The 4422-nt window shown below is 42.4% G+C and carries 8 protein-coding genes; 7 read left to right on the forward strand and 1 reads right to left on the reverse strand.

Annotated features, from left to right (window positions below; all coding sequences use genetic code 11):
• Nucleotides 1–195 precede the first annotated feature (195 nt).
• The 6 genes from R7190_RS25300 to R7190_RS25320 all read left to right on the forward strand — a co-directional run bounded on the left by R7190_RS25300 (nucleotide 196) and on the right by R7190_RS25320 (nucleotide 2844).
• Entirely contained in the window at nucleotides 196–537 is a 342-nt protein-coding gene (locus tag R7190_RS25300) for a MobC family plasmid mobilization relaxosome protein (protein WP_025607773.1), read from the forward strand.
• Nucleotides 538–1242: 705 nt separating this feature from the next.
• Nucleotides 1243–1692, forward strand: a complete 450-nt coding sequence (locus R7190_RS31385; protein ID WP_353616425.1) for an MbeB family mobilization protein — start codon at nucleotides 1243–1245, stop codon at nucleotides 1690–1692.
• Nucleotides 1693–1926, forward strand: a complete 234-nt coding sequence (locus R7190_RS31390; protein ID WP_169567099.1) for an MbeD/MobD family mobilization/exclusion protein — start codon at nucleotides 1693–1695, stop codon at nucleotides 1924–1926.
• 61 nt (nucleotides 1927–1987) lie between these two features.
• Nucleotides 1988–2380: a type II toxin-antitoxin system RelE/ParE family toxin gene (locus R7190_RS25310; RefSeq protein ID WP_224723981.1), complete on the forward strand. Its 393-nt coding sequence runs from the start codon at nucleotides 1988–1990 to the stop codon at nucleotides 2378–2380.
• Nucleotides 2370–2657, forward strand: a complete 288-nt coding sequence (nadS, locus tag R7190_RS25315; protein ID WP_029946694.1) for a NadS family protein — start codon at nucleotides 2370–2372, stop codon at nucleotides 2655–2657. Before R7190_RS25310 ends, nadS begins: the two co-directional genes overlap by 11 nt.
• Nucleotides 2658–2673: 16 nt before the next feature.
• Nucleotides 2674–2844 carry a hypothetical protein gene (locus R7190_RS25320; RefSeq protein WP_005398424.1) on the forward strand — a complete coding sequence of 57 codons (171 nt, stop codon included), beginning with the start codon at nucleotides 2674–2676 and terminating at the stop codon, nucleotides 2842–2844.
• Between the two features lie 234 nt (nucleotides 2845–3078).
• Here R7190_RS25320 and R7190_RS25325 read toward each other — a convergent pair whose 3' ends face one another.
• Nucleotides 3079–3294, reverse strand: coding sequence for a hypothetical protein (locus tag R7190_RS25325; RefSeq protein ID WP_031819061.1), 216 nt, complete (start codon nucleotides 3292–3294; stop codon nucleotides 3079–3081).
• 158 nt (nucleotides 3295–3452) lie between these two features.
• Between R7190_RS25325 and R7190_RS25330 the strand changes: the two genes are divergently transcribed.
• Nucleotides 3453–3701: a hypothetical protein gene (locus tag R7190_RS25330; RefSeq protein ID WP_005398517.1), complete on the forward strand. Its 249-nt coding sequence runs from the start codon at nucleotides 3453–3455 to the stop codon at nucleotides 3699–3701.
• The last annotated feature ends 721 nt before the right edge of the window (nucleotides 3702–4422 follow it).

Consider the following 4422-nt stretch of genomic DNA (forward strand, 5'->3'; position numbering starts at 1 on the left):
TTGCTCTTACTGTCATTGTTTGATACTTCATGATTTCCCTTATTTGCATTTCTTTATCTTACTTTCTATCTTTTGTTAAGCACATAAGCAAGGCTACACAAAGACCCCTCCACTTCGTTACGTTGTCATTGTGCCTTGTAAGGGACGCTACGCTCCCTTAACCCTAGTTAAAAGCACTCAAACTAAAGAATTGCCATGACTGAAAAGAAGAAAGTAATACGAGAAAAGTCCATCAAGATCAGAGTCACTGAGACTGAACTTCAAGCTCTGAAAGATCGGTGTGATGGTGCGGAATTAGCTCCTTGGGTGAGAGAGACTTGTCTTGGGGAACGGACTCTTAAAAGAGCCAATGTTCCTAAAGTAGACCCCGCATTATTGCGCCAGTTATCTGGACTTGGAAATAACTTGAATCAGATCACTAGAGTAGTGAATACCCAGAATTATGATGTCGTGAATGTGGTTCAAGTATTGGCTCAACTTTCAGCAATCGAGCGTCAGCTTGGGCAAATAATGGCACAGTATGAGATCTCAGTATGATTGTTCAGTTCGCTCGTAGAGGTAAGGGCGTTGGGAGTGGCCCTGTTGATTATCTCTTAGGGAAAGATAGAAATCGGGAGAGGGCGACACTCAATCAAGGCGATCCTGATTTAGTTCAATCACTCATTGATTCGAGTCCTTACGCCAAAAAGTACACATCGGGCTTTCTCTGTTTTGCTGAAACGGACTTATCACAAGAGATTAAAGATCGCCTCATGGCTGATTTTGAAAAGGCTTTGTTACCAGGCTTAGACAAAGACCAATACTCCATTCTTTGGGTAGAGCATCTTGATAAAGGGCGGTTAGAGCTGAATTTTGTTATTCCAAATATTGAGCTTCATTCTGGCAAGCGACTTCAACCTTACTACCACTTTGCAGACAATCCTCGTATCGATGCGTGGCGCACCATTAAGAATCTTGAACTAGGGCTTCATGACCCAGATGACCCTGCTAATCAGCAAGGCTTGGTGAGTGCTAAAGACACTCCATCCGATGCAAAAGAGATTCAGCAACTTCTTACCGATGGTCTACTTAATCTTGCTCAATCAGGCGCGATCCGTAGTCGAAAAGGGGTAATTGGTGCGCTTGAAAGCAAAGGATTTGAGATTGCCAGAGTGACAGCTAAAAGCATCAGCATTAAGAATCCCGAAAGTGGGAAACGAAACATAAGATTAAAAGGTTTGTTGTATGAGCAAGATTTTGAATATGGCGAGGGACTTCAATTCGCAATCGAAGAAGCAAGCCAACGCTATCGAGCAAACGCTAAAGAAAGACTTCGAGAGGCACGAACAACGTATTCAAGATGCGTTGAAATCAAGCGAGCAGAAAATCATAAACGACATCCAAGAGCAGCAATCACGTTTGAATCTCTTGGTGATGAAAACATGGATTTGGTTGCCAGTGACCCTGTTATTTTTGGTGATCGTCAGTTACGGGATCGCTTGGTATCAAGGGCAGACGATATTAGACAATCAGAAAAAGATAGCCCGCCAAAAAGCGATCCTAGAGCAGTTCCAGAACAAGACTTGGGGGCTTTCTCTGTACGAGAGCCAGAAAGGGGAACGTTTTATTGTGATACCAGAGGGTTACTCGATTCTGGAGGGGTGGACAATGAACGATGGCAAGAACGAGCTGATCAAGTTGGAGAGGAAATAAATGACCGAGCTAGAGAAACAACTTTTGCACGCCTTCGAGGTTTTAGAGAGGCAGCACAAGGAGCAGCACAGCGAGTTCGTGAAGCTCTACAAGGATTTAGAGAAAAGATTCGAGCAGAGCAGCGAGGAGAACCAACGCTTACAGAGCAGTGTGAGCAGCTTGACCATGCAAGTAAACAACTTGACGCAGCAGCTCCAGTCGTTGGAAAAGCAATACAGCAAGAGCAGTCGTTAGCACGACAAAATCGCAGAGGTCGAGGTTTCGGATTTAATCGTTAATACATTTGAAAATACGCTTGCCAGGAGTACAATGTACTCCTATTCTTTTGGGAGAGGATCGGGTTATTAGCTACGCATTAGAGTTTATTGAAACGCCATTGTTTGAATCTCAGCGAAAAGAGATGCTCACGGATGAAGAGTTTCGAGCGTTGCAGTCAGACATCATCAAAAACCCAGAAATGGGATCGTTGATTGTCGGAACGGGAGGGCTAAGAAAAGTTCGCCTTGCTGGAGAATCGACAGGTAAGAGTGGTGGTTATCGAACGATTTACTTACTGATCCAACCTGATGTTGTCTATTTGGTGTTGCTGTACAAGAAAGGGAGAAAGGACTCTTTAACTCAGAAAGAGAAGAATCTCCTTAAAGAAGTGTCGAGGTCGATTAAGAGAGAGTATGACAATGAGCAATAGTATTTTTGATGAACTTTATACATCGATGAAGCAAGCCGAAGCGATTGCAAAAGGAGAGCAGACTCCTGCGAATGTCACTCGTTATGAGATTGCCGATGTTAAAGCGATCCGAGCACAACTGGATGTCAGCCAAAAAGAGTTGGCACAAGCGATGGATGTGAGTATTGATACCGTGAAAAGTTGGGAGCAAGGACGGAGAAATCCGACAGGTTTAGCAAGCAAAGTCCTAACTCTACTCTCTAAAGAGCCAGAGCTTTATGCGAAGTTTTCAGTTTAAAGATTAAGAGGTGTCTATGAGTGCAGCTGTTACTTTTGAGCAATTCTGTCAGCGTTACGAGTACGATCCGAGAAGTTCGTTATCTCGATTTGAATATGAGAAGTACAAAGAGAAGAAGTACAAAGAGAACTTAGAGATAGCTAACGAGCTGATCACCAAAGATGCCATCGATAAGATGAAAACATAGAAAAAACGCCCTTAGAGGGCGTTTTTTGTTTCAATCGAACAGCGAACTTTTTGCCCTGTAAATCGCTCTGAAAGCGTCACAAACTTACAGCCCGATTTCTGGCTAATTAGGTAAGGATAAGTGCTTAAAAACGCTCCAGGAGCGTTTTGAGAGCGTCAGATTGGCGTTTTGAGATGCTAAGTCGGCTATTTAACGTAATAGGAATAATAATCACCACCACAACGTTATGTTGCTTTAAATTATGAGCTTCTTTGCTTCGATTTGAAGCCATTCAAATGTGTTTTTGGGCTCTCCATGCATTTCCATTTGATGCCAAAGTTTTTCAAATGACAAAATAGTGACTTGTAGAGCAACTTCTTCATTTCCAATTTCCATTGTTAAATTTTCGAGAAGTTTAATCGTATGAGCATCTACTAAAGTGTCGTATTTTTTTATTTTACACAAAGCCATAACGCAATACTCACAAAGTGTTGATATGCATGTAACTTTATAATAGTGCTCAATTGCGTATATAGTGGTTTTTTTTGGCCTAAGTCTATTAAGAACGTTCAATTGCTCACACAAACCTAGTCTTAAATATGATGTGTATGAGATAAATGGGATAAAGCGTGAAACTAAAAATTTATTTTAAAACATCGAATAACAAAGGCTTTGAAATCGCATCATATCAAGAACATTACGAGACAATTGTTGCTCAATGGCTTTCGTTAGGTCGTACACTAGAATCGAGTTCTTTTTTCCTTGTGCTGTACGATGATGATGGTAAGTGTGTAGATGCCAAATATCTTTCAAAAAATAATTTTAGTCGATTGCTGATAGAGTGGGACTGCTTTGGTTTAAAAGAAAGTAATGAGTAATTTAACGTAACACTCGTTGTGCGAACTGAACGATAGAACGCAAAAGGTTGCCCAAACCGGCGACCTTTTTTACATCTGGCAGATACGAAAAACGCCTCCCAATGGGAGGCGTTTTTCTTGAGGACGTTCATTACCTTAGAAAAGGATCGTTGAGATCCCAGCTCTTTGGTTGTAATCTCAATCCCCAGATGTGACAAAACCGACCCTGCAAGGTCGGCTTTGATCGGAATACTTACCGGTTTGACGGCCTGTGTAAGTCCTTTCATGATAGCCCATATCGTTTAAGCACTTCAAGTATTCCTGCACTCTGTTTGGACTCAAGATGTTTTGGACAGAGCGATGCGCATCAGCCACCGACCAAGGGAAGTTCCAAAGGTGGCAGGTAAAGGCACTAATCAAAACTTGCGAAAGCACGATAAAACCGCTCTCTTGTAGCTGCTAGAGGGAGAACTGCGGAAAAGGAATAATTGATTAGTGTTGTGAGACTGGAATGGGGGCGTAAAGCCTTACTCACAGCGCAGGGCAGCCCGAAAGGGAAGAGACTTACCCAATCTGAAAGCGACCAAAAAGATACCCAAATCACTCATAAATTTGAGTCGAAATGGGTAGGGGTCGGCGCAGCCGAAAGGGCGGCGTGCGCTAGCTTTCCTAGCATCCTTATCGTTTCTTTGGAGATCCTTTGAGATTAGTCTATTTGTCTCATTTGCATTTTTTTCCCTAC

This window comes from Vibrio sp. 1078-1, assembly GCF_033340475.1.